The sequence below is a fragment of the Rufibacter soli genome, assembly GCF_054781795.1.
The window spans coordinates 77,234-101,943 of the sequence record NZ_BAAGTS010000001.1; the positions used below are offsets into that span (position 1 = coordinate 77,234).

Below are 24,710 nucleotides of genomic sequence, written 5' to 3' on the forward strand. Positions count from 1 at the left end.
TTCTGCATCTGGGTATAAAACCTTTGCGCGGGGTTCTCAGTTAAAAACGGCGGCGGCACTTTAGGCAAAAAAACGGTATGATTGTAAACACGCATGAGAAAGGGTGGGAAATTATCTACCAGCAGGCGCACGCGCTGTTGGCCGCAGAGATAGGCTTCGCCTGGACACCAGAGAAACACCCGCTCCATTTCATGCAAACCCTGGCCGCCATTGCCCAGCATGATGACGGCCAGAAAGACTGGACCGGCCACTACGCCCTCACTGCCGCCGGCGCACCCGCCAATTTCACGCAACTGCCCTTTGCGCTGCAGCAGGCCAAACAGGTCATGAAAGAAGCCCGGTTCCAGGGCCGGTGGCGAAGTCTGCTTACCAGCATGCACCTTTCCTTTCTGTATGAAGACCTGCTCGGCCAGAAAAAAGAATGGGACGCCTTTCTAGACCAACAGCTGGCCTGTCAGCAAGACTGGCGCCGGCAACTCAAAGTCACCAAATCCCAGGCCCAGTACGCCTATGACTTCATGCAGTGGTGTGACCGCCTTTCGCTTATCCTGTGCCGCAACGAACTGCCCGAGATGGAGCGCGCCCTGGAGATAAGCCACGGCCCCGACCGCATACGCTATGAGGTAAAATTACTAAAATCAGGTGCCGTGCAGCTGGAGCCCTGGCCCTTCCAGGCCCCAGAACTGAGCCTGCAGGTAGAAGCCCGCTGCCTTACGCAACTGCAGTTTGCCAATGATCCTGAACTGGCCCAGGCCATGAAAGAAGCCCCCATCTACCTCAAGGAATGGCATCTGCAGAAAGGCTGAATAAGGGTATCCAGTATCCTTTTTTTAACCTAAAGCCTATTTCACACGTTAATACTAGCCTGAATTTATTTTTCCTTTCTTATCCTAATGGCTATTCAAATTTCCTCAGACAACGAGCTTCGTTCTATCATCTTTGAAAAAGAACGGGTAATTGTCAAGTTTGTGGATGAGAACTGCGGTATCTGCAAAGCCCTGGCCCCGGCCTATAAAAAGCTCTCTGAAAACCCCACCTACCAAGACATCACCTTCCTGCAACTTGACTCCTCAGAGAACCCGGTTTCCAGCCAGGAAGTGAAACTAAGCGGCACCCCTTTCTTTGCCATTTACTACAAAGGCACTTTACGGGACTGTGCCTTGTTGTCTACTGAAGAAAAGGTAAGAAAGTACCTTGAAAAGCTTTTGGTCTGCTGTGACTAAGGCGTTTTGAGGCCGTGTGCCCAAAAACAGGCCCAAAACAGAAAGGCTTTCTACCGCGCTCCTTCATTTCTGCCTGCTATGCCCAAGCGTTTTTTCCTGTATTTTCTACCGGCCCTAATAGGGCTTTCAGGCTGCCAGCGCACCTCTTCCCTGGCAGAGAATGCCCCGGCACCGGCTATTGATGAGTACACCGCCCCTCCCCTGCAACTTTCCACCATCACGCTGCCGGTAACCGTGCCCGTGCGGGTGCTGGAAGAACGCCTGAACCAGGAAATGAACGGCGTGCTCTACCAGGACAACAACCTGCAGGATGACAACCTGGAAGTGAAAGTGACCAAGGCCGGCCCTATAAAACTAACCGCCGCATTCAGCAAACTCACCATGGAGGTGCCCCTTAAAATCTGGGCCCGCGGCCGATGGCAATGGAACGCCTGCACCCTGTGCAAACGCATCCAGAAAACAGAAGAAACCGAGTTTGATGTAACCGTGCGCACCGATAGCCGCCTGCAGGTCTTGCCAGACTATACCCTTAAAAGTTATACCAGCGGCGATTTTGTCTGGGGCGCCCGCAAGCCTACCGTCTCTTTTGGGCCGTTGCGCATCAATCTGGCGCCATTTGTAGAACCCAAGCTGAAAGCTCAGATGGCGCCGTTATTGGCGCAGTTAGACCAGCAACTGCAGGAAAGGATTCCGCTGCAAACCTTCCTGAACCAGACCTGGCAGCAGATCCAAAACCCGTTGCTGTTGAATAAGCAGTACCAGGCCTGGCTTTCCATTTCGCCGCAGGCCATTAGGGTTACGCCCCTGGAACTTCAACAGGACCAACTTAGCCTGCAGGTGGGCATAGACGCTTTTGTACATGTAGCCACCGGCAAAAAACCAGAGGCGAAGGCTTTATCTGGATTACCCCGGTTTACCCCCGTGCGCACGCTCCCCCAGGAAGCCCAGATTGCGCTGGCCAGTGAAGTACCCTATGCCTCCCTCACGCAAATGGTGCAGCAGGGCCTCAAAGGCCAGACGTTTACCTTTGAAGACGGCAAGCACCAACTCACCATTCACCAGGCACAGGTGAGCGGAACCGGCACAAAGCTGTTGCTGGCCCTGGAGACCAGCGGCCAGACCAAGGCGGCTTTCCTGACCAAGAAATTCTCCGGAAAAATATACCTACAGGGTGTACCGTATTATGACCCCAGCACGCAAAGCATTAAAGTGCGCCAATTAAACTACACCCTAGACACCCAGGACCAACTCCTCAACACCGCCCAATGGCTGCTTAAAAACCGACTCTTGGCGCAGCTGGAGCAGAACCTAGACTTCCCCGTGAAAAGCCAGCTCACTACGCTACGGCAGGCCCTGCAGGCTGGCCTGGCCGAAAACCGCCTGCAGGAACAGGTCCTGCTACGGGGCTCTGGCTTTACCCTGGAGCCAGATACGCTTTTTGTAACCCCCACCGGCATACGCGCCCATTTCCAGGCCACCGGCAAGCTGGCGCTTTTTGTGGAGTAATAGCTGGAATCCTGTTTTAGGCCTACTTTTGAGAAAACAGCCTCAAAACAAAAACCATGACTTTCTTAAAAACAGGAAGGCCGAATCTAAACGAGATTCGGCCTTCCTGTTTTTAAGATGTTCTTTTATTCAGCCTTCTATTTAAAAAGACTCCGGTTAATTGGCTTTGGGCTGCTAAACACGTCCGGGGACACGTTTGCCGGGGCGGCGATGTCTCTGATATTGAGGCGGTCATTGGGATCAGTGCTGCGGCCCGAGGAAAGCAGCAGGTTACCGTACCGCTGGTAATTGGTCCAGGGGCGGGTGAAGGCCGGGTTAGGATCTGTGTACTTGGCAAAATAACTCCACTCCGTGATTAGGTGGCTTTTCTTGTCTATAGCCAGCAGGTATTTGTTATCGGGTGTCACGCCCACTTTCTGGAAAGTCATTTCCAGGATATCGGCGGGGGCACCGGCCTGGGTCTGGCCCTCGCCCACGTATTTGAGGGTTACTCCGGCGTCCTGTAACTTGTACGGCATGATAAACCAGTAAGAGTTGTTGGCCCAGGTGGGGTACATGCGCCGAAGCCAGGGGTTGGCCTTGGTGGTGTCGGTTACCTGGGTGCCCCTGAGAAACACCTGCCCTTTTTTGGTATCCAGATTACTGATCACCACCAGAGAGTCGCCGCGCTCATAGCGCAGGTCATTGGTTTTGCGGTCCCAGAGATGGTATTGGTTATTGAAAGTCCAGGCCAGAAAGCGGGTATCTTCCCAGGCTTTGCGGCCGCCCATGGCCTGCATCACTTCTTTGGCAAGAGCCGCCGCTTTGGGGTCGGCGGTGCCTAGGGCTTCTGGGCTGGTACTGCCGCATTTTACCAGCAGCATGCTGCTGCTCAGGAACAGGTACAGAAAGAACAATCTCATAGCAAGGGTGGGTCAAAGGTGTTGGACTAAGGTACGAAAAAGCATGAATGAACGGCTATCTCTACCCCGGCACCGCCTTGCCTTTATACTTATAATTTCAACAATTGTATTGCCGCTCCCGTAGTTTGCCTTAGAGTAGGCTTCTGTCTGGTTTTTATTCCAGGAAAACAGAAAAGCAGCCGGCTCTCCAAGCCCACTAAAAAGACCCACGCCAATGGCCAAGTATGCTGCTAAAAGTATTTTCTCCCTTATCAAGAATTCGGGGGTGCAGTTCATGGAGAACAACTCGCTGCGGTTAGCGGCGGCGCTCTCCTATAACACCATTTTCTCGCTGCCCCCGCTGTTGTTCATTGTGGTCACCGCCGCGGGCTATTTCTTCGGTGAAAAAGCCGTTAGCGGCCAGTTGTACACGCAGCTTGATTCTTTGGTAGGCCCCGACGCGGCCACCCAAATCCAGGAAATGCTGTCCCGGCAGCACCTGGAAGGCACCAGCACCATGGCCACCTGGATTGGGATTGGCACACTTGTTTTTGCCGGCACCACCATTTTTGTCACCCTGCAGGAATCGCTTAACCAGGTCTGGAACCTCAAGACCAAGGCCAAAAACGGAGTCATGAAACTGGTCATGGACCGGGTGCTTTCCTTTGGCATGATTCTAAGCATTGCATTTCTGCTGCTGGTGAGTTTGGTGGTGAGCGCGCTCATTGGCATTCTTACAGACTACATGAAACAGATGATCCCAGACGTGGCCATCGTCTTCATTTACATACTGGACGTGGTGGTGTCTATGGGTTTCATTACCCTTTTGTTCGCCTTGATCTTTAAGTACCTGCCAGACGCCGTTATTCGCTGGCGCGATGTCTGGGTGGGGGCCGCCATTACTGCCTTCCTGTTTTTGCTGGGCAAGTACCTTATTGGCTGGTACATTGGGCAAAGCGATTTCAACAGTTCTTACGGCGCAGCCGGGTCCCTGGTGATTCTGCTGGTGTGGGTGTACTACTCCTCGCTCATCATCTTCTTTGGGGCAGAGGTTACCCAGGAATACGCTGACTGCTTCGGACAACCCATCACTCCCAATGAGAACTCTGTGCGCATTGAGGTACGCGAAGTACCGTTTGAAGAATCTGATGATGCCAAAGCTGGCCGGCCACCCGCACAGGGGCGTTTTAAGGAATAGCCGGTTAAGGCCCTTTCACAAAGAATGGGCTTGGAACGCGTTTCCTATACAGAGGGCCAGACTGGTTTGGTTTAGGCCACCTTCTTTGGATGAGGGTAGCTGCCGGCAGCATTTATTGTTGCTGCCTGACCGGTTTCTATGCGCCAAAAAATAACCTCTGTTTCAGTATAAAAATTATCAGATTTATTTGCCCTGACACTAGGGGTAAAAGTTGCTTTCCTGGTCCAAATAAAAGGGAAATAAATGTGGGTATTGCGTAGCTTTGCCCCACGTTTTCCCGTATACCTTCTACCATTCTGAATAAACCTTCTACTCCTGATTCTGGTATGCGGCGGCTGATTGTGCTCTTGTTATTACTCCCGGTATGGGCGTATGGTGGCTGCCAGAGCAAGCAGGAACCAGACACCCCCCGGGTAGCCGCGGCCACCGCCCTTAAACCCAAAGCTGTTCCCGTAAAACCCGCGTTTCAGCGCAACTTCAATAACACGGCCAGCATGACCGCGTTCTACCAGCGCATTGAGATGCAGGAAAACGAGAACCCTGAAGTGCGCAAAGCCACCGACTTTATTTCCAACCCGTTTCTGGCCGTGACTGAGCCCGTGCTCAGGCATTATACGGCACAGGTGCGTACTACTTTTCAGGTGCTGAAAGACACCATTGCCAACCTGCACAATGCCCGTTACATAGACACCATCTTTCAAGTGAACTTTGACTCCAGCACTGTGGAACTGTACTACCCCCAGTACACCAAACAGTTCCTGCTATCTTACGCTGATGTAAAAAGTCCCAACCTAACCCTGAAGAATGGCATTAAGGTAGGCACTAGCCGTCAGGAGCTGTTACAGAAACTACAAGGCTACAAGCTGTTCATCAAAGAGCACAAAAACGTGGTAGAAGTCTGCGACTGGGAACGCAACTCCTGGCTCAAGTTCCACCTGTCAAAAGACAAGGTGACTAGCTTTGAGTATGAGGGGTATATTGACTAAGAGTTCTGAGTCTTGAGTTCTGAGTCCTGAGTGAAGGGCGGGTGCAGATTTGGCCTGCGTAAACTACTGGCTAGGCTTCCTGCCTGATAATCTCTTCTGGCATATTCCTTTCCTTTTTCAGACCATTTCTGTTTTGGACCTGTTTTCATAAAATCACCTTCAAAACAGGAGGCCACTTCCTTATTTTCCTCTACGCAGCACACCGCTCATGGCGGTAGTTGGCAGGTTTCCGTTTTAAGCCTGTTTTCTGAAAAACGGTTCTAAAACAGCCATCTCCACTTTCCCTAAATTCTTATTTCCTGGTTCTTAATTCCTAATTTCACCCCATGAACCTGGAAGTAAGACAAACCAAGGACGGCTCTACCACGCTTTTCGTGCCGGAGCTGAATGAGCATTACCATTCCGTGCACGGGGCTTTGCAAGAATCATTGCACGTGTTCATCAAGATGGGCCTGCAGGCTACGCTGGAGCGCCTACCCTCAGTGCGCATTCTGGAAGTTGGCTTCGGCACCGGCCTGAACGCCTTGCTTACCCTGCAACACACGCTGGCCACAGGCGCCGCCGTGCAGTATGACACCTTGGAGAAATACCCGCTTTCTATGGAGGTAGTGGCCCAATTGCATTTTGAGAAATTCATTCTGAACCCCGAGCTGCTGGACTTTTTCACGCCCTTACACGCAGCCCCCTGGGAGCAACCGGTAGCTATTACCCCGCAATTCACTCTCCGCAAGCTGGAGACGGACCTGGAGACCTTCGCGCCCGCGCCGGAAAGCTATGACCTTATTTACTTTGACGCCTTCGCCCCAGAAAAACAGCCCCACCTCTGGACCGACGCCGTCTTCCAGAAAATGTATGACTGCCTGGCCCCTGGGGGTACCTTGGTCACTTACTGCGCCAAGGGTAGCTTCAAACGCAGCCTGAAGGCAGCCGGCTTCACCGTAGAAGCCCTCCCCGGCCCTCCCGGCAAAAGGGAAATGACTAGGGGTGTGAAAGCCAATTAGCTTTAAGCCTCCATCTCGGCCTTCTCTGGTTCAAGTTTCCAACTTGGACCTACCTTGGACGGAAGTTTTTAACTTCCGTGAGGCACAGCCTCAAAACGGGTTTCCAAGGCTATTACAAGGAAACTGCCCCCTAGCAGCCTGAGACACGGACAGATCAAGCCCTGTCCCTACACCAACGTGATCTAATACCTTACTGCATAAGTTAAGGCTTTGGCATAGACACTCGTAGGAGCTGCGCACGCTACGAGGTCAATGGAACAGCCGCTTTCTAACTTAAAACTGCTTTCCCCCTCCGCCCACCGGGCGATAAAGGTATTGCAACGCCACCGGCAGCAATAGGCCTATGTGCCCCGGACCTTGCGGAGGGCCGCCACCGCGTAGCCCGAAGCATGGGCAGGGGCAAGCAGTATTCTATAAAATGGCAGTGGCCTCAGCTCCCTACGCAGCAGAAGGCTTTCACCCGGTGGTACTGAAAGGAAGCCCCGCCTGTCTGAGCGGCAGCGAGTTCGGGGGTTCTTGATTCTTTTGGTTACTTTTCTCATCAAGGAGAAAAGTGACAGACGCGGGAAGGCCGCAACTACCGCCTTGAGGCTTGGCAGGAAAGGTAATGGACCGTAAAGGCTTAAAAAAGTAGGGACAGGAAGTGAATACTGTGTAGCTAATCGAAAAGCAGTCTAAGTCGTTAGTAAGAAAACCAACAACGGCGAAAGAAGTAATCTCCCGATAATAAACATCAAAAAAAGCCTGGGTTTAAAAGGGATGGCTCACCTCCCCTCTCCCTCCAATCTTATTATTCAACAGCCGTTTCGTATCTTCCAGCTTCCAAACAAACACACTACTTTTCACATGAGAGTTCTTTCTTTCCTGGCGGTCTTTTTTATGGCCAGCCTGGGGCTGCACGCCCAATCTGGGCAACCGGCCAAAGCCAATTACCAGTTGGCCGCCCGCTTCTCGCCAAAAAAACTGGAGAAGCTTATTTTCACCACCAGCCTGGACCCGCACTGGCTCAAACAAACAGATAGATTCTGGTACATGTATGAGACCTCCAACGGCAAGAACTGGTACGTGGTAGACCCAGCCACCAAATCAAAACAAGCCATCTTCAACACCGATAAACTGGCCGCCGACATTACCCTGGTGGTGCGCGACCCGTTTGATGCCCAGCACCTGCCCCTGGAGAACCTGAAGTTCACCCCAGATGAGAAAAACGTGCAGTTTGAGGTCAAAAGCTCCATTGACCAGGTGAAGAAAGACCGCATAGACAAAAAAGCCGCCGATTCCCTGGAGAAGAAAACCTTCTACTTCCAGTACAACCTGGCATCCCGCAAACTCACCGAACTCAAGGACTACAACAAGCCCAAGCGCAAGCCCATGTGGGCCTCTATTTCTCCGGACCAAAAGTTTGTGGTGTTCGCCAAAGAGCACAACCTCTATTGGATGGACCGCGCCAACTATGAGAAAGCCCTCAAGAACGAGAAAGACTCCACCATTGTGGAAACCAAGTTCACCACTGATGGCGTGGAGAATTACAGCTACGGCGACTCGCAGGGCGAAACCAACGTGGAGCGCGAGAAAAACAAAAAGAACCGCAAGCCGGCCTTTATCATGTGGTCTCCGGACAGCAAACACTTTATCATGACCCGCACCGATGCCCGCAAGGTGAAAGACCTGTGGGTAATCCATAATACCGCCGCCGGCCGCCCAGCCCTGGAAACCTACAAGTACCAGATGCCCGGCGAAAAAGAGGCGCCTATGAGAGAGTTGCTGTTGTTCAATTTCGCAGACAAGACCGCTAAGAAAATAAACGCCGCCGCGTTCAAGGACCAGGAGCTTTCGGTGTGGCCCGCGCCGGCCAAGCAGAGCTCTCGTGATGACGAGTTCCGGGCTAACCTGTGGCACGGTACCAATGACAAAATCTACTTTACCCGCACCAGCCGTGACCTGAAAAAGATTGACGTGCTGTCGCTGGACGTTCCTTCGGGCACCGTGAAACCCTTGATTGATGAGCGGTTCAACACCTACGTAGAGATTACCCGCGTGGGCCTGGTAAACGGCGGAAACGAGTTAATTCATTGGTCTGAGCGCGACGGTTGGGGCCACTTCTATCTCTATGACGGCAACGGCAAGCTCAAAAACCAGATCACCTCGGGTGCTTACCACTGCGAGGAGATTGTAGGCATTGATGACAAAGCCCGGGTGCTCTACTTTACCGCCAACGGCCGCGAAGCCAAGGAAGACCCGTATTTCCTGCACCTGTACCGCGTGAACTTTGACGGCTCGGGCCTGAAGCTGCTTAACAGCGGCAACTTTGACCACCAGAGCAGCCTAAATGACAGCCGCAAGTTCTTCGTAAACACCGCTTCTCGCGTGAATACCGTGCCGGTTTCTGCCCTGTATAACAGCAATGGTAAGAAAGTGATGGACCTGGAGAAAGCAGACCTCTCCCGCCTCATGACCACCGGTTACAAGTTCCCTGAGCCGTTCATGGTGAAAGCCGATGATGGCGTAACCGACCTCTACGGCGTTATGTACAAGCCCTTTGACTTTGACTCCACCAGGAAGTACCCTATCATTGAGTACATCTACCCAGGCCCGCAGACAGAGGCCGTAAACAAGGCCTTCGGGCGCAGCATGGACCGCATGGACCGTCTGGCGCAATTGGGCTTCATTGTGATTACCGTGGGTAACCGCGGGGGTCACCCGGCCCGTTCCAAGTGGTACCACACCTTCGGGTACGGCAACCTGCGGGATTATGGCTTAGCCGACAAGAAAGCTGCCGTAGAGCAACTGGCAGACCGGTATTCCTTCATTGACGTGAACCGCGTGGGTATCACGGGTCACTCCGGGGGTGGGTTCATGTCTACCGCCGCCATGCTGGTGTACCCAGACTTCTTTAAAGTGGCGGTGTCTGGCGCCGGTAACCATGAGAACAACATCTACAACCGCTGGTGGTCAGAGAAGCACCACGGCGTGAAAGAGGTGATCACGGCCAAAGGCGACACTACCTTCCAGTACACCATTGACAGAAACCCAGAACTGGCCAAAAACCTGAAAGGGCACCTGTTGTTGACCCACGGTGATGTGGACAACAACGTGCACCCCGCCAACAGCATCAGAATGGCCGACGCCCTCATTAAAGCCAACAAACGGTTTGATTTTGTGATGATGCCCGGCCAACGCCACGGCTACGGTGACATGACGGAGTACTCCTTCTGGATGACCGCCGACTACTTCTCTAAATACCTGCTGGGTGATTTCTCGCAGACCGTAGACATCACAGAGATCAACAGAGAAGCCGAGCAGAACAACAAAAGACCACAAACCAGGACCACTACCCAACCCGAAGACGAGGAATAACCGCTAACTCTTCTTAAGTAAAAGAAAAGCCGCAGCCCGTAAGGAACTGCGGCTTTTTACGTTATCCCGTTTTAAGGCCGTTTTTCTAAAAACAGGCCCAAAACAGATTCCCGGCGGCTGGGGTAAAAGTTCTATCTTGCTCCCTGGTTCCGGCGGCCAATCCTTTACCCGGTTACTTTCCGTATAAGCCTTCTATGACAAAACTGTTTCCCGGCCTTCTGCTTTCGTTGCTGTTATTTTCCTGTACCAGAGACAACACCGCCCAGTATGAGGCCAACCCGGTAGTAGAACAAGTGGTGGTAGAGGCCCCCTCTCCCGTTTCCTTCGCCAGTTTCAGCGCTAAATTGCCGGTATTGCCTTTGCCTTTCAAGGCGGGTTGCTCCTATGCGTATGTGGTGGGCCCCAGGGCAGACACTACCGTGGCCAGCACCTATCTCAAGCCCGACGAGCAGCCGTATAGGCGCTTATCGGTCAATAAAAACGTGACCGCTCTCTTGGTCTTGTTCCCCACAGATGAGATATTGCCTCGGCTCAGGACTTATTCCAAAGAAGGCATAATCCTAGACGAGCAGGACCTTAAATTTGCGACCTGCGGCGAGGAACCAGGCTTCAGCCACCGCGAGCAGTTCACCATCCAGAAAGACTTCACCATTGAGCACATAGACAGCACCGCCCGCTGGCAGTCAGATGCCCAGGACAATGAGCTGCCCGGCACCCGCAAACTCACCGTCACCCGCAAAAAATTTAAAATAACGCCCAAAGGCGACATCCAGGAAGTCAAATAACAGCCCTGAGACGGTTGCCCGCACCTTTAGAATACCTGCATGAAAGACTTTAAGAAATACTACCTCCTGCCGGCCACGCCCGAAGAAGTATACGTTGCCCTTACTAACCCCATCACCCTGCAGATCTGGACCGGCGAACCCGCCGAGATGTCCACGGAGCCCGGCTCTGAGTTTTCCCTCTGGGAAGGCAGCATTGTAGGCAAGAACCTGGAGTTTGAGGAGAACAAGAAGCTGGTGCAGCAATGGTACTTCGGGGAACAGGAGGAGGAATCCACCGTGACTATTAAACTGCATCCCCACAAGCAGGGCTGCTCTGTAGAGGTACGCCACACCAACATCCCCGACGAGGATTTCCAGGACATCACCGAAGGTTGGGACGAGGCTTACATGGGACAGCTGCTGAATTTCTTTGAGGAGCAGTAAACTTTCTGTTTTGAGTCTGTTTTTAGAAAAACAGGCTTAAAACAGAAACTGTTGAAATAGAAAAGGCCGGTATTTTACCGGCCTTTTCTATTTATGATGAGAGTCCTTGGAAAGACTATTTATCCCACCACAGTTTCTGAGACAGAGCGCTTACGTTTGGCACGTTAGCGCCGTTTCTGCTGATCTCATCTGTAGGGTACGCCACTCTTCTGATAAAGGTATTCAAGGCGGCGTTCACCGGAAGGGTGAAGTCCTTGTACTGGTAATCAAAGCGGCGAGCATCATTCCATGCCTCTGGATTAAGGTACGTGGCAATGTACTTCTCCTTGAAGATCAACGCCAGGGTAAGCCCACTAGCGCCCACAGCCACCGCCGGGTTTGCCAAATAGGTTTGTTTGTCTGCCGCGGCTACGCCAAACTTATCCATGCTGGCGCCAATACCGGCCAGGTAGGCGGCGTACGCCCGCGTTTTGTCATTGGCTCTGAAGGCAGCCTCAGCCTCTACAAATTTCAGCTCTGCATAGGTGACCAGAAAGATGGGAGATGTGTCACTGGTGAACGGAGAGGTTCTGGAAATGTAGCTCTCATCTTTCACCGTGTTGCTGGCAGGCCCCAAGTTACCGGCCCCGTTGGTGGTGCCTTTGTAGGTGTTAGTGACCGTAGTGGTGGCCAGTTTAGGCAGCCTTGGGTCTACCAGGCCATAGGTTTTGCCATTCAAATGGTCTATGAGCTGCTCAGACAACCAACCACCCAACAGGTTACTCTCATTGGATAAAGCCACGCCAGACCAATAGTTACGGCTAGGAAACACGTTCATGCCGGCATCATCAGCATTGCTGGTAAAGGAGTTCTGCAGGGCGGCCAGTACCTCTGCCGGAGCATAGGTAGAGGTTTCGCTTACCTTGTTCAGTTGACGGGCCTTTAAGGCGTAAGCCAACTTCAGCCACTTGGCCCGGTTGCCGCCATAAATTAGGTCAGAGCTGGCATTCAACTTAAGCTTGGCGTCTGTTTTACCTAACTCGGCAATAGCCTCATTGAGCAGGGTAAGGGTTTCCTGGTAGAGTTTCTCCTGAGAGTCATAGGCCGGGGTGAGGGTGCTTAGATTAAACGCCTGCGAGTATGGGGCATCCCCCCACAAGTCGGTCACCAGGGTAAGATGATAGGCCATGAGCACGTCTGCCACGCCCAGGTACTCACTAGAGCCCTGCTCCATGGCCTTCTTGCGCATGTCATAAATATCGGCCATGGCCAGGTACAGGGAGTTCCAGGTACCAGAGTAATTAGTGATGTCATAGATATCTGTGGAGGCTGACGCGCTGGGGCTGGCCAGGTACTGCACAAAATATGAGGTGATGTTAGACACGTTGTAGTTGCTCACGCCCGCCTTTTGGGTAGTAGTGGTCAGCAACGCCGAAAGCGCCGGGTCTGTGACCTGGTTGGGGTTATCACTCAAGTCAAAGTAATCATCGCACCCCTGTAAACTCAAAGCCCCCATTAATGCAAACGGAAGGATATATCTATATGCTCTTTTCATATGCTTGTAAATTAGAATCCTACATTAAGGGTGAAGAAGAAGCTTCTAACCGCCGGGTAGGTAAATCCGGAAAAGCCGTCTACGTTGCTACCGCTGTTGGTTCCGCTGGTCTCTGGGTCATAGCCGTAGTAGTCTGTTGACAGCCACAGGTTGTTGCCCGTTGCAGAGATGGAGGAGTTCTTGATGAATTTCTTGGGCAGCCAGGTAGAAGGCAGGTTGTAGTTTAAGGTAAGCGTGCGCAGCCTAACCCAAGAGGCATCGTGCACAAACTCCTCAGACACGGTTCTATGCACGTTGCGGTAGTAGCCATTGCCGTAGTTTACACCGTCTGGGCCTATGCCTTGGCCTAACCACACTCTTTTGGTGTTAGGGGTGCCGTCTGCCAGCACGCCTTCAAAGACTACAAAGTCATTGCGGTTCTCTGTGTAGTCTGCTTTCCCGAAGGCTGAATAGAAGTTCTCTAGCTGGTTGTATTTGTCTTGTCCAATGCGGGCATCAAACAACGCAGAAAGGCTTAGCCCCTTAAACGTGAAGGTGTTGGTGAAACCGCCAATCCAGTCTGGTTGGGTGTTACCCAAAATTTTCTGGCTGCTGGAAGGCGCAATCACCGGGAAGCCGTCTGCCCCAATTACCATTGGACGGGAGGTATCTGTGAACAAGGGGTCTGGCTTGTCTGTACCATAGTAGCGCAGATAATGCGAGCCGTAAATGTTTCCGTAAGGCTGTCCCGGCACCAGTTTCATGGTGACGGTGGCGCGGCCATACCCAAACTGAGAACCCATAGGTATTTCTTTCAGGCCTTCGCGCAGGCTTACCACCTCATTTCTGTTGGCAGAGAAAATCAGCTTTGAATCCCATTTGAAATCTCCTTTTTGGATGGGGGTAGCATTGAGCACCAATTCTATGCCCTTGTTCCGCAAGGTTCCGGCGTTCACAGCCGCTTTCAGGTAACCGGTGGTGTTGGACACATCTATGTTGATGATTTGGTCCTCACTCAAGGAGTGGTAATAGGTCAGGTCAAACCCAAGACGGTTGTTAAGGAAGTTCATCTCCAGACCACCCTCATAGGTGTTGGTAAACTCTGGTTTCAGGTTAGGGTCACCCAAAATAGAGCCCCTGGTAAAACCGGTATAGCCAGACGGAAGCCCCGTGTAAGAGGTGTACCCCGTAGAGGTGGAATACGCCAAAGCGTCTTTCCCTACTTTGGCATAGGAGAGTCTTAGCTTTCCGTATTCAATGAATTCAGGTAATTCAAACTGCTCTGTGAACACATAGCCCAAGCTAACAGATGGGTAGAAGAACGAGTTATTAGGCTTTAATAGCGAAGAGGTAACGTCATTTCTTCCGGTCAATGTCAGGTAAAGGAAGTCTTTGTAATCTAAGGTGGCTTCCCCAAAAATCCCCATCAGGCGGTAATCTGTGTCGGTTTGGGTGGCGCTGATCACCTTGGCGTTTCTCAAGCTGAACCAGTCATATACCGTCAATTCAGAACCGGACACTCCCACATCTTTGGTGCTTCTGTCATACAGGTCATGGCCCAGGCGCAGGGTGGCTTTCAGGTCACTGCCGAAGTTATGCGTCAAGGTAGCAATCAGGGTAGAGTTAATGGCTCTGAAGTTGGAGTTATACTCGTTCACGAAACCCAAGCCATTATCATAGTTAGCTTCCCCGGGTATGCCGCGTAAGCCTGGCGCCGTACCGGTCCGGTTATCTGTGTAGGTATCAAGGCCTAAGCGATAATTGAAATCCAGCCACTCAAAGGGGGTGTAGCCAAAGGTGAGGCCACCAATGAAGCGGTTCACGTTGTCTTTTAACCGGTTGGTAGCAGCTCCGAACAGAGGGTTGTCATTGCCGCCATGGGTGAGCATGGTCCCGTCTGGGTTCTGGTAATCCCGCACATCCCACCGGTCTGTGAAGTAGGCAAGGCTTTCTCCAAAGCGGTCAGCATTGTAGCGGTACCCCCCAGAGTTTATGAAGTTAAAGTTAGCCCCGGTCCTGAACCGCTCGCTTATTTTCACCTCGGTGTTTAACCGCGCCGAGAAGTTCTTATAGTCTGTGAAAGGCAATACGCCCTCATGGTTTAGATAAGACAACGACGAAAGGAAGGTGATCTTTTCTGAACCCCCAGAGAAAGACAGGGAGTTTCTGTATTGCTTGCCCGTCCGGTAACCGTTCTTCAGGTTGTCAAACAGCTTTTCAGGGTGGGTAGGATCAAGTTTGCGGGCCTCCTCTACAGAGGGTCCCCAAGCTGGCCAGAAGCTGTCTTTGTCATACACCCCCAGATAGCCCTGGGAGTAGGTGCGTTGCACTTCAGGAAGTTTGTTGACATTCTCCACCCCGAAGCTACTGGTGAAGTTTACCCGCAAAGAACCTTCCTGGCCTTTTTTAGTGGTGATGACCACTACGCCGTTTGCCCCTCTTAAGCCATACAGGGCAGTAGCAGCCCCGCCTTTTAAGATGTTGATGCTGGCAATATCGTCTGGGTTAATATCGGCAGCCCGGTTGCTCATGCCCCTAAGCTCTGCCCCTGCCCCATACGTAGACGTGGAGTTGTCCATCAAAACCCCATCTATCACAAACAGCGGCTCATTAGATCTGCCCACGTCAATGGAGTTCACCCCCCTAATACGTATGCTGGTTCCCTGGCCAGGCGCCCCTCCCGTACTAGAAATCTGGGCGCCAGCCACCTGCCCCTGCAACGCATTTAAAACGTTGGGCTGCCTGCTTCTGGATATTTCTTCTGCTTTCACGTCTTGGGTGGCATACCCCAGAGCTCTTTTCTCCCTTGAGATACCCAGGGCCGTTACTACCACCTCTCCCAATTGCCTGCTGTCTGGGGTAAGGGTAATGTTAAAGGAAGTCTGCCCGGCAATGGGCACCTCGCGGGTGACATAACCCAGGTAGCTTAGCACCAGTACCGTGGCCTTATCTGCCACGCTCAGGCTAAAGTTTCCATTAGCATCTGTAGAAGTGCCGTTGGTGGTTCCTTTCACTACCACACTAACCCCGGCCAGGCCGGTGCCATCATCTGCGGCAGTTACTTTTCCGCTGATTTCCCGTTGCTGCGCATAGCTCATGCTCAGCGAAGAAACCAGCGCCAGTAAAAGAAGTAAGGTTTTTTTCATGCTTGTTAGGTTTGGATTGGAGGAAAAGTGGAGCAATTAAGTGGGGATAATATTTATAATTTTCTATTTCTCCTAATCCCTGTATTAAATAATTAATATTCTTTCCGCTAGGTTTGCTTCTTTAGCGAAAATGGTGCGTAAATAGAGGCCTGGCCATTATTCTTGAGTAAGGCTTTATATTTTCTTAAATCACACCTGTAACCAGAAAACCATATGGGACTATTTGACGCCCTCCTGGGCAATGCCTCTGAAATTTCTATTGAGAATGTAGGCAAGGAATTCGCACCCATCCTTATTGAGGGCGAACGCATAGAAAAGGCCTTCCGGCTGATACGCGACATGTTTGTGTTCACTAACAAGCGCCTGATTCTGGTAGACAAGCAGGGCTTGACCGGCTCTAAGGTAGATTTCATGACCATCCCTTATTCCAGCATCAAGAAGTTCTCTAAAGAAAGCGCGGGCATTCTGGACCTGGACGCCGAACTTAAGATCTGGCTTACCGGCGATGACGTGCCTATTAAAAAGGAATTTGGCAAAGGCGACCGTATCAATGAGGTCTACCAGTTGCTGAGCACCCATATCCTGAACAAAGGATAGGAGATGGCATTGGGGCGGGATTTTACGGAAAAGGATTTCGGCGAAGACTTAGACCAGGGCAAAAGTTCTGTTCTAAACGGGAATCTGGTCAGCTTTAAACCGGAGTTGCGCTAGTCAATAATCTCCAGGTCTGCGTCTTCAGAATCCTGGTCGCTTGATTGGTCCTCAAACCGCCAGATTTTTTCTGGGGTAATCACAGCATCCAACACCAGGTCATTGGCGTGCACGTCATCAATGCGATCTACCGGGGGTAACAGAGAAAGGCCTAGTTTTAGGCTTGATTGGGGTATTAACGCCAGGAACCGGTCATAGAACCCTTTGCCATAGCCCACGCGGTGCCCTTGTTGGTCAAAGGCCAGCAGAGGTACCAGGACGGTGGTTATCTCAGATTCAGGTAAAGGCAACGCGTTGACAGGCTCCGGAATACCCCATTTGCTTTCTTTCAAGGTTGTGTCTGGGGTGAGCAGGAAATGGGCCATAGAGCCATCTTCCAGATTGGCGATGGGCACAGATACCTGCACCTCTGGGTACTGCTGCCATATTTCCTTTACCAGCAGCCAGGTATTGATCTCATGATGGTGCTGAATTGGCAGAAAAGTATGCACCGTCTGCCCGGCCTTAGGCGCGAAGTGGGTAAAAAACTGACGCGCAATATCCTGACTAAGCGCCTCTATCTCCTGCTCAGTAATGCCCCGCCGCTGGGCAAGGTATGCTTTCCTAAGTTCAGCTTTAAGCGCCATGCCTATTCTTCCTGTAAAACGGTGAACTTGTATTCAAAAGGCGAAAAGGCCGCCACCAGCTCCTCAATAAACTGAGGGTTATTGGTCTTGTAGGTAAGCAAGTTGTCTACCCGCTCCTGCAGCACGCCCCCAGGAAACAATTTATCTTTGAGGTTGGCCAACTGGTTGTAGGCCGTATCATTCTTGTTCTCCACGGCCTTGTTCAGTTTTTTCTCCAGCAATTGCAGGCTGTTCTGCGCTTTCTGGGCTTCGGCGCCCACGGCTTTCACCAGGGTGGAGTCTATGGTTTGGGCCAACTCCTCCACTTGCCGAAAGGCTTCCGCCAAGGCAGCGCGTTGTTCCTCCAGGCTTACTTCCTTTTGGTTTAACAGCACTGCCAGGCGCTTTTTGAGCTCAGGCAAGTCCTGGAACATCTCAGTGACGGTGAGCCCCAGTTTCTCCAGGCGCTGGGCGTTTGGCTTGGTGATGTACAGCGCGGAGTTACGGAGCATCACTGCTGGGTAGGGCACCCCAAACGCCTCAAACATGCCCTTCAACTGGAACCAATAGGCCACTTCGGCCCCGCCGCCAATGTAGGCAAGGTTAGGCAACACCAACTCCTGGTACAAAGGTCTCAAGACCACGTTCGGGCTGATTCTCTCGGGCTGTTCCTGGGCAATTTTCAGGATCTGCTCCTGCGTGAATTCCAGGTCTGTGTTGAGCACCTTGTAGTGGTCGCCTTCTTGGACAATACGTTCGCGTAAGTTTTGATCCAGGTAAAAAAGGTTGATTTCCCGCACCATGACCTGCGGCTTAAAATGCTTCTCCAGTTGGGTGTTGGTTTGGGTGACGGCCTTGTAGCTTACCTGACCGGTCAACTCCTGCTGTGCTACCGCGCTGAAGGCCTGCTTGAGAGCCGGGTTATCGCCGTCTACGCAAACCACGCCGTATTGCCCAAATAAGCCATTGACAATGCGGCGCGTGGCCTCAGCCAGAGTAGTGCTGTTGGTATAGGCTTCCTCAAAGAGCGGGTAATCTTCGGGCATCTCATCCAGAAGTTCATTGAGCCCGTCGGTGGAGAAGCGGCCCACGGCGCCCTTGGCGTCACTCTCCCAGGTATAGGTTTTCCCGAAGAGCGTGAAGTGGTTCACCTCAGCGAAGTCATGGTCTTCGGTGGCCATCCAGTACACGGGCACAAATTTCTGCGCTGGATAGGCTTTCTGCAGTTCCTGGGCCGTTTTAATGGCCGTGACAATCTTGTAAATGAAGTACAGCGGACCAGTAAAGAGGTTCAGCTGGTGCCCGGTGGTAATAGTGAAGGTCTGCTCATGGGCGAGCGCCGATATATTTTGCCGCACCGCCTCCGGCATCTCCAAGCCCTGGTATTGCCGCTCTAATTCCTGGACCAATACCTGCCGCTGCGCCTGGGGAAAATGGCGTTCCTCCATCAAGGCTGAAAAGGAATCTACCTCCGGGAAACGTGCATAAAACGGTTTCAGGCTTTCATTCTGGCTTAAATAGGCCAGCACTAAGGAAGAGAAGGCACCGGTGGCGCTATAGTCAATACAGGAAACTTTCATATCAGGGATGTAGGCCACATTAAGCGCACCTACCGCGCAAAGGTAAAATCTATTTTCAGAATTATACCGGTAGTACGTTTCTGCGCCATCTGTAGATGGTGTTGTACAGGAAACTACACTAGTTAGAAAATGTTTGGCGGTTACCAGCCTAAGAAAGACCTGGCATTTCTGTTTTGGGCCTGCTTTTAGAAAAACGGGCTCAAAACAGATGGGCAGAGTTCTGAGTTGATCTGCACGAGTAGTCATCCCCCTACCCCCTTCAAAGGGGGACGAAATGCGTGGGCAATGCGTTGGGCGTATGCGATACGCCCCTACATACGGGTTCGACCGGAGATCCACCTGGCGCGCGTCTCCAGACTCGTGACTAAATGTGAAGTGAGTCTCCAGACTCACGGGGAATAGGATAAGAACACCCGGAGTCTAGGAATGCGTGGTATCGCTGCTTGGCAGCGAGGGTAGTCTGGAGACTACCCCTTATCCCAAGGCACGAGTCTGGAGACTCGCGCCATTGTCTTCTCCTTGAGTGCTCTCCTATGTAAACTTCCCTCTGCAGAGCTTCGCTCGCTGCCTCAAACTCTCGTTTGGGCGATCCTCAAGGGGAGAGTCTGCCTTGAAGAAGCGATACTACTGTTATTTACTTCAACTGGGTTTTAAGGCTGTTTTTGTAAAAACGTGCCCCAAAACGCCACCGCCATCTAAACATACGCTATTTACCATACCCACGCATTCCCTATTTCCAGCCTTTCGTCTGAGCGCCTAGCACTCGACCCGGTGCCGCGGCCAGCGGCAGGCCCTGAGGGGCCAGGCGAGAGGGTACAGCGCGAGGGGGAAAGGCGGGCCTCGCGGCCGTGAGCGCTCGGAGAGAGAAGATGAAACAACTCCGCTTCTAAAGCCATAGAAAAGCAGACAATCCTAGGGACAAGCAAATTCTTTATCCACAAAAAAGCCCTCGCAAACCATTTCTGCGAGGGCTTCTCTATCTTTTCTATTTTAGGCCCGGTTTTCAAAAAACAGGCCTGAAACGCCTATAACACTACTTCACCGTACAGGTCAAAGTCTGAAGAATCTGTGATTTTCACGTTAGCGAAATCGCCCAGGCGCACATAGGTATTGTCTGCCGGTACCAACACTTCATTGTCTACCTCGGGAGAGTCATATTGGGTACGGCCCACGAAGTAGCCACTTTCTTTGCGGTCAAACAGCACTTTATAGGTGTTACCTACCTTGGCTTCGTTGAGTTCCATAGAGATGCTTTGTTGCAGTTCCATGATGGCATCGGCGCGCTCCTGCTTCACTTCCTCGGGTACGTTGTCCTCTAAGGTGTGGGCGTGGGTGTTCTCCTCGTGAGAGTAGGTGAAAATGCCCAGGCGGTCAAATCTAGTTTCTTCCACCCAACGGTACATTTCTTCAAAGTCCAGCTGCGTCTCACCGGGGTGACCGGCAATCAGGGTGGTTCTTAAGGCGATGTCTGGTACGCGCTGACGGATAGTATCTACCAGCTCCAGGGTGCGGCGCTTGGAGATACCGCGGCGCATAGTCTTGAGCATATTGTCTGAGATGTGCTGCAGGGGCATGTCCAGGTACTTGCAGATGTTGGAGCGCTCGGCCATCACATCCAGGGCATCCATGGGGAACTGTGACGGGTAGGCGTACTGCATGCGTATCCACTCTATGCCGTTCACGTCTGAGAGACGCTGCAGGAGCTCGGCCAGCTTGCGCTCCCCGTACTGCTGCAAACCGTAATAGGTCAGGTCCTGAGCGATCAGGATCAGTTCTTTGGTGCCCATGTTGGCCAGGCGGGTAGCCTCGCGCACCAGGTCTTCCATGGGGCGGTCTACGTGCTTGCCGCGCATGAGCGGAATGGCGCAGAACGAACATGGCCGGTTACAGCCTTCGGCTATCTTGAAGTAGGCGTAATGCTTGGGGGTGGTAATCAGGCGTTCGCCAATGAGTTCATGCTTGTAGTTAGCCTCCAGGGTTTTCAAGAGCTGGGGCAATTCTAGGGTCCCGAAGTAGGCGTCCACCTGCGGGATCTCGGCCTCCAGGGAGTCTTTGTAGCGCTGCGACAAACAGCCCGTCACGTAGAGTTTATCTATGGCGCCCGCCTCTTTGGCATCGGCGTAGCGCAGAATGGTGTCAATGGATTCCTGCTTGGCGTTGTCGATGAAGCCGCAGGTGTTCACGATGATGATGTTGGCGTCATCTTTCTCTGAGTCATGGACCACGTCAAATTCATTGGCCTGCAATTGGCCCATGAGCACTTCAGAGTCTACCAGGTTTTTGGAACACCCCAGGGTGATCACGTTGTATTTGTCTTGTTTAAGGGATCTTACTTTCACGTGCCTTCTACTTTAGCCTGTTGTCTTTGCTGGAAGGGCAACAACCAAACAGGCTCTTTTGGTTTAGTCTGCGCCCAATTAATTGGAAATGTGTCTTTTTCTATACCAGAAGGATGTTTCCCATCCGGTCTGTGCCTGCCCAAAGTTGACAACCCGGGCCAGATCCTTTTGCGTTTTGGGCCTCTTTTCCGGAAAACGGGCCTAAAACGGTTTACTTATTCTTGGAGAACAGCGAATCCACGAACTCGCGCTTGTCAAAGACCTGCAGGTCCTCCACGCGCTCGCCCACACCAATGTACTTCACGGGGATTTTGAACTCGTCTGAGATGCCTATGATCACGCCGCCTTTGGCCGTACCGTCCAGTTTGGTGACGGCCAGGGCGGTTACCTCGGTGGCTTTGGTGAACTCACGGGCCTGGATTACGGCATTCTGGCCGGTGCTGCCGTCCAGTACCAATAAGACCTCATGCGGTGCCACGTCAATCACTTTCTGCATCACGCGCTTGATCTTAGTAAGCTCGTTCATGAGGCCCACCTTGGTGTGCAGACGGCCGGCGGTGTCAATGATCACCACATCGGCGCCCATCTCCACGCCTTTACGCACGGCGTCGTAGGCCACGGAGGCGGGGTCTGTGTTCATGCCGTGGTCAATCACGGGAATACCCACGCGGTCGCCCCAGATCTTGAGTTGGTCCACGGCGGCGGCCCTAAAGGTATCCCCCGCGCCCAGCACTACCTTTTTACCGGCTTTGTGGAACTGCGAGGCCAGCTTGCCGATGGTAGTTGTCTTGCCCACGCCGTTCACGCCTACTACCATGATCACGTACGGTTGCCCGCCGGTGTCTGGCAGGGAGAAGTCAGCGGCAATGCCGCTTTTGTTTTCCTCCATAAGCGCCATGATCTCCTCGCGCAGGATCTTGTCCAGATCAGAGGTGCCCACGTACTTGTCGCGGGCTACGCGCTTCTCAATGCGGTCAATGATCTTGACGGTGGTGCCAATCCCTACATCAGCATGTACCAAAACGGTCTCCAGCTCATCCAGCACCTCCTCGTCTACCTTAGACTTGCCTACCACCGCTTTGCTGAGTTGGTCAAAGAGGCTGGTCTTGGTTTTCTCAAGGCCTTTGTCCAGAGATTCTTTTTTGTCTTTGCTGAAGAAGCCGAAAAGTGCCATGGCGGTAAATGTGCGGTTTGGTGTAAGGGTGAGTGAAAGGGGGAAATACCAAAAAAGTCCCGCGTATGGAGGGACTTTTACAGGTATATCATGAATGCGATATCAGCAATTACTTTTTCAGGGCGTCCTGAACTTGGTCAATAGGCACCATCTCTTCTCTGAAGGTGTACGCGCCAGTCTTAGGAGACTTAACAGCTTTGATCACCTTTGCCCAGTCTTTACCAGTGGCGGTCTTCAGGGTTGCTACTACTTTCTTAGCCATGGTTATTTAATTTCTTTATGTACGGTAACTTTCTTCATGAAAGGATTGAACTTCTTCATCTCCAAACGCTCAGGAGTGTTCTTTCTGTTTTTGGTAGTGATATACCGAGACATGCCAGGTACTCCGGAGTTTTTCTGCTCAGTGCACTCCAAAATCACCTGAACTCTATTGCCTTTAGCTTTCTTTGCCATCGCGAAGTTGATTTTTTATTTAGGACTGCAAATATACAAGACCAGTCCTGTAATTACAAATGGTTTATTATAAAATTCTTACCCGAAATAACAATCAGGCATTCAGGGGCCGGAGAAAATCAGCGCCCCCTCCGTTTCCAGCCTGTTTTTGACAAAAGAGCCTTACACCGATACCCTTGTTTTGTGCTAGGCGCTACCTGCCGGTTACTTCAGTTCCGGGAGCTTGAAATTGTCCAGTGGGCTGGGTTTGGCCATGGTGGCCTCAATTTCCTTCACGGTGCGTGGGGCGCCGGCAGAGAGGTTCTCCCAGCCTTTGTCGGTGATCAGGATATCGTCCTCAATCCGGACGCCTATGCCCCACCATTTCTTATCGCAAGGACTTCCTTCCGGGATGTAGATACCAGGCTCCACGGTAATGACCGAGTTGGCTTTGAAAGGCCCGTAGGTGCCCCGATCGTGCACGTCTAACCCCAGGTAATGAGATACGCCGTGCATGGTGTAGCGGCGCGCGTCTTCGGGTTTCTGGATGATACCCAGCTTTACCAGGCCAGCGGCCAGCACGCTTTGGGCGGCCTCATTGGCAGCATTGAACGGGTTGCCAACCTTGCAGGCCTTAAAACCAGCTTCCTGCGCTGCATACACCAGCTCATAGATTTGCTTCTGCTCCGGGCTGAATTTGCCGTTGGCCGGCACGGTTCGGGTCACATCAGCGGTATAGCCGTGGTATTCGGCGCCCAGGTCCATCAAGACAAGGTCATTGCCTAGCTTTGGCTTTTCGTTTTCAATGTAATGCAGAATGCAGCCGTTGTTACCCGCCCCTACTATAGACGGATAGCCTTCATACTCAGCCCCGTACTTCTTGTAGACAAACTCATGGATGCCCTGTACCTCAGTCTCAGACATGTTGGGGCGCATGGCCTTCATGACCTCCACCTGCCCAATGGCAGACATAGCCACTGCCTTCCGGAGAAGCTTTAGCTCCTGCGGCGTTTTCACCTCCCGCATCTCCGCCAGGATATCTTCCAGGGCAGACAGGTTCAGCTTCTCTTTGGGAAGGCTGGCTACCACAGCCGCCCGGGTAGGTGCGTCTTTAGCGGCCACATACCTTTTCAAAAACGGATTGTCGGCCAGCGCCGGGTTAGCGGCCATTTGGCGCTGCACCTCTTGCTGTACTTTGTCACCCGCCTGCGCATCATATAGCTTAATGATCTGGTATGCCTGCTGGTGATCAAAGCTTTGGCCTGGCGCCACGCCTACCTTCTGCCGGAACTGCGCCACCAGGTCATATAGGTCCGCTTTGTCTCGCGGGTCATTGCGGAGGTCATGGGGAAGATCCATGAACAGGATCTGCTCAAAAGCGGCCGTGTCTAGCTTAAAACCGGCAAAACTGGTGGCTGGCAGGGCGTGGGTGATGCCCAGGTGTTGCTTTACGCCTTCTTCGCCCAGGCGCTTTCCTGTCCAGGACTCGCGCTCCGGGTTGCGGGGCTGCGCAAAGAGTACTTCCTCGGTGGCCACCCCGTTAAGCATGAGTTGGTCTGAGAAAATAAGCAGGACAGCGTTGGGTTCGCGGTAGCCGGTGAGGTAGTAGAAATCAGGATCCTGGTGGAAATGAAAGTCTACGTCGTTGGCCCGGTTTCTGATGGGGTTGGAAAAGAAAACGGCAACGGAGTGAGCCGGCAGCTGTCGCCGCAGGGTTTCTCTCCGTTGCCGGTGAAATTCTTTATCCAGGAAATCCGAGGGTTTGTCTGGGCCGGTAGATTGCGCGGCCACACCCAGGGACAGCGACACAAGCAATGTTAAACAAAGGTGTCGCAGAGCCTTCATGGCAG

At 52.4% G+C, this 24,710-nt stretch carries 20 protein-coding genes; 10 read left to right on the plus strand and 10 right to left on the minus strand.

What is annotated here, in order from left to right; translation table 11 throughout:
* The first annotated feature begins 77 nt into the window (after nt 1–77).
* The 3 genes from ACYVJQ_RS00320 to ACYVJQ_RS00330 all read left to right on the plus strand — a co-directional run bounded on the left by ACYVJQ_RS00320 (nt 78) and on the right by ACYVJQ_RS00330 (nt 2,729).
* On the plus strand, nt 78–806 hold the full coding sequence (locus tag ACYVJQ_RS00320; RefSeq protein ID WP_460891072.1) for a DUF3891 family protein: 729 nt from the start codon (nt 78–80) through the stop codon (nt 804–806).
* 87 nt (nt 807–893) lie between these two features.
* Nucleotides 894–1,223, plus strand: coding sequence for a thioredoxin family protein (locus ACYVJQ_RS00325; RefSeq protein ID WP_460891073.1), 330 nt, complete (start codon nt 894–896; stop codon nt 1,221–1,223).
* Between the two features lie 78 nt (nt 1,224–1,301).
* Nucleotides 1,302–2,729, plus strand: coding sequence for a DUF4403 family protein (locus tag ACYVJQ_RS00330; RefSeq protein ID WP_460891074.1), 1,428 nt, complete (start codon nt 1,302–1,304; stop codon nt 2,727–2,729).
* 137 nt (nt 2,730–2,866) lie between these two features.
* Here the strand turns inward: ACYVJQ_RS00330 and ACYVJQ_RS00335 are convergent, their stop codons facing one another.
* A complete protein-coding gene (locus ACYVJQ_RS00335) occupies nt 2,867–3,631 on the minus strand; it encodes a hypothetical protein (protein ID WP_460891075.1) in 765 nt (254 codons plus the stop codon).
* Between the two features lie 214 nt (nt 3,632–3,845).
* Between ACYVJQ_RS00335 and ACYVJQ_RS00340 the strand changes: the two genes are divergently transcribed.
* The 6 genes from ACYVJQ_RS00340 (at nt 3,846) to ACYVJQ_RS00365 (ending at nt 11,360) form a co-directional block, all read left to right on the plus strand.
* Nucleotides 3,846–4,808, plus strand: coding sequence for a YihY/virulence factor BrkB family protein (locus ACYVJQ_RS00340; RefSeq protein ID WP_460891076.1), 963 nt, complete (start codon nt 3,846–3,848; stop codon nt 4,806–4,808).
* Nucleotides 4,809–5,134: 326 nt separating this feature from the next.
* Nucleotides 5,135–5,794: a hypothetical protein gene (locus ACYVJQ_RS00345; protein ID WP_460891077.1), complete on the plus strand. Its 660-nt coding sequence runs from the start codon at nt 5,135–5,137 to the stop codon at nt 5,792–5,794.
* Nucleotides 5,795–6,120: 326 nt separating this feature from the next.
* On the plus strand, nt 6,121–6,795 hold the full coding sequence (mnmC2, locus tag ACYVJQ_RS00350; protein WP_460891078.1) for a tRNA (5-methylaminomethyl-2-thiouridine)(34)-methyltransferase MnmC2: 675 nt from the start codon (nt 6,121–6,123) through the stop codon (nt 6,793–6,795).
* A gap of 846 nt (nt 6,796–7,641) precedes the next feature.
* A complete protein-coding gene (locus ACYVJQ_RS00355) occupies nt 7,642–10,152 on the plus strand; it encodes a S9 family peptidase (RefSeq protein ID WP_460891079.1) in 2,511 nt (836 codons plus the stop codon).
* A gap of 194 nt (nt 10,153–10,346) precedes the next feature.
* Nucleotides 10,347–10,937 (plus strand): hypothetical protein, encoded by a 591-nt coding sequence (locus ACYVJQ_RS00360; RefSeq protein WP_460891080.1) that lies wholly within the window; start codon nt 10,347–10,349, stop codon nt 10,935–10,937.
* A gap of 39 nt (nt 10,938–10,976) precedes the next feature.
* Nucleotides 10,977–11,360 carry an SRPBCC domain-containing protein gene (locus ACYVJQ_RS00365; protein WP_460891081.1) on the plus strand — a complete coding sequence of 128 codons (384 nt, stop codon included), beginning with the start codon at nt 10,977–10,979 and terminating at the stop codon, nt 11,358–11,360.
* A gap of 115 nt (nt 11,361–11,475) precedes the next feature.
* On the opposite strand, the gene ACYVJQ_RS00370 is transcribed toward ACYVJQ_RS00365, so the two are convergent.
* Complete coding sequence (locus ACYVJQ_RS00370) at nt 11,476–12,894, minus strand: SusD/RagB family nutrient-binding outer membrane lipoprotein (protein ID WP_460891082.1); 1,419 nt, start codon at nt 12,892–12,894, stop codon at nt 11,476–11,478.
* An 11-nt stretch (nt 12,895–12,905) separates the two neighbouring features.
* Nucleotides 12,906–16,019 (minus strand): SusC/RagA family TonB-linked outer membrane protein, encoded by a 3,114-nt coding sequence (locus tag ACYVJQ_RS00375; RefSeq protein ID WP_460891083.1) that lies wholly within the window; start codon nt 16,017–16,019, stop codon nt 12,906–12,908.
* Nucleotides 16,020–16,232: 213 nt separating this feature from the next.
* Here ACYVJQ_RS00375 and ACYVJQ_RS00380 point away from each other — a divergent pair, with 213 nt between their 5' ends.
* On the plus strand, nt 16,233–16,616 hold the full coding sequence (locus ACYVJQ_RS00380; protein ID WP_460891084.1) for a PH domain-containing protein: 384 nt from the start codon (nt 16,233–16,235) through the stop codon (nt 16,614–16,616).
* 110 nt (nt 16,617–16,726) lie between these two features.
* Here the strand turns inward: ACYVJQ_RS00380 and ACYVJQ_RS00385 are convergent, their stop codons facing one another.
* The 7 genes from ACYVJQ_RS00385 to ACYVJQ_RS00415 all read right to left on the minus strand — a co-directional run bounded on the left by ACYVJQ_RS00385 (nt 16,727) and on the right by ACYVJQ_RS00415 (nt 24,669).
* Nucleotides 16,727–17,356, minus strand: coding sequence for a 5-formyltetrahydrofolate cyclo-ligase (locus ACYVJQ_RS00385; RefSeq protein ID WP_460891085.1), 630 nt, complete (start codon nt 17,354–17,356; stop codon nt 16,727–16,729).
* A gap of 2 nt (nt 17,357–17,358) precedes the next feature.
* Nucleotides 17,359–18,915, minus strand: a complete 1,557-nt coding sequence (gene bshC / locus ACYVJQ_RS00390; RefSeq protein ID WP_460891086.1) for a bacillithiol biosynthesis cysteine-adding enzyme BshC — start codon at nt 18,913–18,915, stop codon at nt 17,359–17,361.
* Between the two features lie 1,025 nt (nt 18,916–19,940).
* On the minus strand, nt 19,941–21,254 hold the full coding sequence (gene rimO, locus ACYVJQ_RS00395) for a 30S ribosomal protein S12 methylthiotransferase RimO (protein WP_460891087.1): 1,314 nt from the start codon (nt 21,252–21,254) through the stop codon (nt 19,941–19,943).
* Between the two features lie 211 nt (nt 21,255–21,465).
* Nucleotides 21,466–22,428 (minus strand): signal recognition particle-docking protein FtsY, encoded by a 963-nt coding sequence (gene ftsY / locus ACYVJQ_RS00400; RefSeq protein WP_460891088.1) that lies wholly within the window; start codon nt 22,426–22,428, stop codon nt 21,466–21,468.
* Between the two features lie 109 nt (nt 22,429–22,537).
* Complete coding sequence (locus ACYVJQ_RS00405; RefSeq protein ID WP_071887815.1) at nt 22,538–22,690, minus strand: DUF4295 domain-containing protein; 153 nt, start codon at nt 22,688–22,690, stop codon at nt 22,538–22,540.
* Between the two features lie 2 nt (nt 22,691–22,692).
* Nucleotides 22,693–22,881, minus strand: a complete 189-nt coding sequence (rpmG, locus tag ACYVJQ_RS00410; protein ID WP_062543030.1) for a 50S ribosomal protein L33 — start codon at nt 22,879–22,881, stop codon at nt 22,693–22,695.
* 204 nt (nt 22,882–23,085) lie between these two features.
* On the minus strand, nt 23,086–24,669 hold the full coding sequence (locus ACYVJQ_RS00415; protein WP_460891089.1) for an aminopeptidase P N-terminal domain-containing protein: 1,584 nt from the start codon (nt 24,667–24,669) through the stop codon (nt 23,086–23,088).
* Nucleotides 24,670–24,710: the final 41 nt, after the last annotated feature.

What these genes read in the sequence shown, in the direction of transcription:
- ACYVJQ_RS00320 (WP_460891072.1), top strand. Translation starts at nt 78, where the DNA reads ATGATTGTAAACACGCATGAGAAAGGGTGGGAAATTATCTACCAGCAG.
- ACYVJQ_RS00325 (WP_460891073.1), top strand. Translation starts at nt 894, where the DNA reads ATGGCTATTCAAATTTCCTCAGACAACGAGCTTCGTTCTATCATCTTT.
- ACYVJQ_RS00330 (WP_460891074.1), top strand. Translation starts at nt 1,302, where the DNA reads ATGCCCAAGCGTTTTTTCCTGTATTTTCTACCGGCCCTAATAGGGCTT.
- ACYVJQ_RS00335 (WP_460891075.1), bottom strand. Translation starts at nt 3,631, where the DNA reads ATGAGATTGTTCTTTCTGTACCTGTTCCTGAGCAGCAGCATGCTGCTG.
- ACYVJQ_RS00340 (WP_460891076.1), top strand. Translation starts at nt 3,846, where the DNA reads ATGGCCAAGTATGCTGCTAAAAGTATTTTCTCCCTTATCAAGAATTCG.
- ACYVJQ_RS00345 (WP_460891077.1), top strand. Translation starts at nt 5,135, where the DNA reads ATGCGGCGGCTGATTGTGCTCTTGTTATTACTCCCGGTATGGGCGTAT.
- mnmC2 (WP_460891078.1), top strand. Translation starts at nt 6,121, where the DNA reads ATGAACCTGGAAGTAAGACAAACCAAGGACGGCTCTACCACGCTTTTC.
- ACYVJQ_RS00355 (WP_460891079.1), top strand. Translation starts at nt 7,642, where the DNA reads ATGAGAGTTCTTTCTTTCCTGGCGGTCTTTTTTATGGCCAGCCTGGGG.
- ACYVJQ_RS00360 (WP_460891080.1), top strand. Translation starts at nt 10,347, where the DNA reads ATGACAAAACTGTTTCCCGGCCTTCTGCTTTCGTTGCTGTTATTTTCC.
- ACYVJQ_RS00365 (WP_460891081.1), top strand. Translation starts at nt 10,977, where the DNA reads ATGAAAGACTTTAAGAAATACTACCTCCTGCCGGCCACGCCCGAAGAA.
- ACYVJQ_RS00370 (WP_460891082.1), bottom strand. Translation starts at nt 12,894, where the DNA reads ATGAAAAGAGCATATAGATATATCCTTCCGTTTGCATTAATGGGGGCT.
- ACYVJQ_RS00375 (WP_460891083.1), bottom strand. Translation starts at nt 16,019, where the DNA reads ATGAAAAAAACCTTACTTCTTTTACTGGCGCTGGTTTCTTCGCTGAGC.
- ACYVJQ_RS00380 (WP_460891084.1), top strand. Translation starts at nt 16,233, where the DNA reads ATGGGACTATTTGACGCCCTCCTGGGCAATGCCTCTGAAATTTCTATT.
- ACYVJQ_RS00385 (WP_460891085.1), bottom strand. Translation starts at nt 17,356, where the DNA reads ATGGCGCTTAAAGCTGAACTTAGGAAAGCATACCTTGCCCAGCGGCGG.
- bshC (WP_460891086.1), bottom strand. Translation starts at nt 18,915, where the DNA reads ATGAAAGTTTCCTGTATTGACTATAGCGCCACCGGTGCCTTCTCTTCC.
- ftsY (WP_460891088.1), bottom strand. Translation starts at nt 22,428, where the DNA reads ATGGCACTTTTCGGCTTCTTCAGCAAAGACAAAAAAGAATCTCTGGAC.
- ACYVJQ_RS00405 (WP_071887815.1), bottom strand. Translation starts at nt 22,690, where the DNA reads ATGGCTAAGAAAGTAGTAGCAACCCTGAAGACCGCCACTGGTAAAGAC.
- rpmG (WP_062543030.1), bottom strand. Translation starts at nt 22,881, where the DNA reads ATGGCAAAGAAAGCTAAAGGCAATAGAGTTCAGGTGATTTTGGAGTGC.